This is a genomic window from Mycobacteriales bacterium (assembly GCA_036497565.1).
Lineage (GTDB): Bacteria > Actinomycetota > Actinomycetes > Mycobacteriales > QHCD01 > DASXJE01.
On sequence record DASXJE010000167.1, the window covers coordinates 1 to 2,869 of the forward strand.

The window sequence follows — 2,869 nt, forward strand, 5'->3', positions numbered from 1 at the left end:
TCGTGCCTCTGGGCGCACGGCGGCATGGTGTCGACACTGTCGGACATGCGCGTCTGGTCCCGAGCGCTGGCCACAGGGGCGCTCCTGAAGAAGGCGGTCTGGAGCGAGGCCAAGAGGGACACGATCCCCTTCGTCTTCACCGGCGGCTATAACGGCCCCGGCCGGTGGCGCTACGGGCTTGGCTTCGTCGAGTCCGGTGGGTTCGTCGGCGGAGAAGGCAGCTTCGCGGGCTACGAATCGGCCGTCATGTACTCCCCTGCCCGGCACACGACAATCGAAGTGGTATCCACCAAGCTGGCCAACGCGATCACGCCTCCGCCGATGATTCAGGCCCTTGCCATGGCGGTGTTCGGTCCCAACATCGGCTTCGGGCTCACGCCCGCCCAAGCCCTCGAGCCCAACTAGCGTCATCTTGGGCCTACCAGCTCATCCCGTTAGCCCCGCCCAATTGATCGAACCGAGCCGATGAGTTTCGCCTCGCCGGGTCGTCTGCATGTAGGGAACGTCGCCCTGCCGCGCCCGCGGGAGGCCCGAGATGAGATGGCGAGGAGTGTGCAGACCGTGGACCAGGAGAGCGTGAGCGCCACCCTCAGGGTCGCCGTACCTGCCGCGACGGTGTTCGCGTTGCTGACCGAGCCGTCGACCCATGCTGCGATCGATGGCACCGGCTGGGTTCAGGAAGCGGTCGACCGGGCGCCGCTGACCGAGATGGGGCAGATTTTCCGGATGGACATGTATCACGCCAACCATCCCGACGGGAACTACCAGGTGGTCAACAAGGTCGAGGTGTTCGACCCGCCCCGCTCCATCGGCTGGCTGACGGGGGGTGTGAACGGCGACGGTCAGGTGGAGTTCGGCGGCTGGCTCTGGCGATACGACCTGACGGCGCTCGGTCCGTCCGAGACCGAGGTCACGCACACCTACGACTGGTCCGCGGTGCCACAGTTTCGACGGGAGTACATCCAGTTCCCGCCGTTCGGCCCTGAGCATCTTCCCAACTCGCTGCACCATCTCGCCGAGCTCGCCGTACCGACGTCTCAAGCCACGCCCGGCGGCGAGACACCCGGCAAGCGGCCGTAGCAAGGGGACAGCAAATGCGACACGCCGGCGGTGATCACTCGACCGGCCCCACGGACTATGACGCCGAGTTACGCCGGCACAACGAGGTACTGCGCCGGGCCTGTCGCGTCCAGGTCCACGACCACGTCCTCGACATCGGCTGTGGAAGCGGGCGGACGACTCGACAGGCCGCGCGTACGGCCCGGGCGGGCAGTGCGCTCGGGATCGACCTCTCGGTGTCCGCGATCGAGCGCGCCCGCGACCTAGCCCGGGCGGAGGGACTCAATAACGTCACCTTCGAGCATGCCGACGCGCAGGTCCACCGCTTTCCACCAGAGCGCTTCGACCTGGCGATCAGCAGGTTCGGCACGATGTTCTTCGACGACCCCGTCGCTGCGTTCACCAACGTCGGGCGTGCGCTGCGACCGGCGGGACGCTTGGTGATGATGGTCTGGCAGGCCCGCGAGCGCAACGAATGGGCCGTCGCTATCCGCCAGTCCCTCGAGACAACCGACGCACCAGCAGGCGGTGCTTCCGGCGGACCGGACGCGTTCTCGCTCGCCGACCCGCCGACCGTGAAGGATCTCCTGCAGACTGCGGGGTTCGCCGACATCGCCTTCGCCGACGTGCGTGAACCGGTCTTCTACGGTTCGGACGTTGCTTCCGCCCTCGACTGGGTCCGAGGGTTCACGTGTACCAGCGAGGTCCTGAAGCGGCTGGATCCCGCCGCTGCGACGCGCATGGTCGAGCGCCTGAGCAAGACCTTCGCAGCGCATTTGTGCGACGACGGTGTCTGGTTCGACTCCCGCGCCTGGATCGTCACGGCCCATCGCCTGCCGCCTCACAGGGTCGTGTCGGCCGTGTTCAGGGGGTGAGCCCTGCCAGCCGGTTCGGGTGATCGATGACCCAGTTGGCCTGATGCAGGATTGGCCAGCCGAGGATGAGGTCCATCTTTCGCTGAATGGTTCGGTTGGCCGCGGTGAGGTCCGCGATCGCTACGACCGAAGGCGCGAACTGCCGGCCAAGAATCTGTGGACCATTCATGGTCATCATGGGCGTCTCGACCACGGTGCCCGAGGAGTCGACTCCCGAGCTGGACCCGGCCTTGGCGAAGAGGGTCGGATGCGTGTCGACGAACGCGGTGTCGACGACGGTGACCGAGGCGCCGGTGTCGAAGACGGCGCTGGCCGTTACCTCGGCCACCTGCCACGCCACGTCGAGATAGACGTGGTGGCCCGCACCGATGAAGATCGGGACGGTGTCTGGCGGCAACGGTCCGTCGAGGTGGAGCCGCCTGTCTGCGAGGCGGTACTCGCATCGAAAGTGTGAAAGCAGGTCCTGGCCAATCAGATCCCGCCCCTCACCGGCCGGGTGCGCGTCGATCTCGATGGGGTCCACCACACGGTTGCCGAACCGGATCGAGGTCCGCCACACGCGTCGGTCGCCCCGGATTCCGAATACGCCCGTCCCTTCCCCGGGGCGGATCTCGATAGTTGCGAACTCGGGTGGTGCCACTGTCGTTCGAGCGGCGCCCGTGTCGAGCAGGGCATGAAGAGTTTCGCCGCCGATTTCGACGTCGACGTACGGAAGCGCTTGCCCTGGGTCGTCCGGATCGGGCTCGATGTCGATCGGGATGTCGACCACGGTCCGAACGCTACTGTTCGCCCACGCGGCGCATCACGTCGGCATGCGGAATCGCTGCGTCGTACCGTCATCGTCGCAGGTCTCGGCGAACTCCACGGGAATCGCCCGACGCCAGAAGGCAACTGCTGCCTCATTTCCAGGCACCTCATGAACTGACCAGGCGCCA

Annotated in this window: 4 protein-coding genes; 3 read left to right on the forward strand and 1 reads right to left on the reverse strand. The window is 66.6% G+C overall.

Annotated elements, in window-relative coordinates:
- The 3 genes from VGH85_14290 to VGH85_14300 form a co-directional block, all read left to right on the forward strand.
- The coding region (locus tag VGH85_14290; protein HEY2174973.1) for a hypothetical protein at positions 1-405 on the forward strand (405 nt) is incomplete at its 5' end.
- A gap of 156 nt (positions 406-561) precedes the next feature.
- Positions 562-1,080 (forward strand): polyketide cyclase, encoded by a 519-nt coding sequence (locus VGH85_14295; protein ID HEY2174974.1) that lies wholly within the window; start codon positions 562-564, stop codon positions 1,078-1,080.
- A gap of 14 nt (positions 1,081-1,094) precedes the next feature.
- Positions 1,095-1,934, forward strand: a complete 840-nt coding sequence (locus tag VGH85_14300) for a methyltransferase domain-containing protein (protein ID HEY2174975.1) — start codon at positions 1,095-1,097, stop codon at positions 1,932-1,934.
- Here VGH85_14300 and VGH85_14305 read toward each other — a convergent pair.
- A complete protein-coding gene (locus tag VGH85_14305) occupies positions 1,924-2,703 on the reverse strand; it encodes a retropepsin-like aspartic protease (protein ID HEY2174976.1) in 780 nt (259 codons plus the stop codon). The genes VGH85_14300 and VGH85_14305 overlap by 11 nt on opposite strands.
- Positions 2,704-2,869: the final 166 nt, after the last annotated feature.

Bases quoted from the DNA above. Each gene is read 5' to 3' on its own strand.
- VGH85_14300 (HEY2174975.1), top strand. From the start codon at position 1,095: ATGCGACACGCCGGCGGTGATCACTCGACCGGCCCCACGGACTATGAC.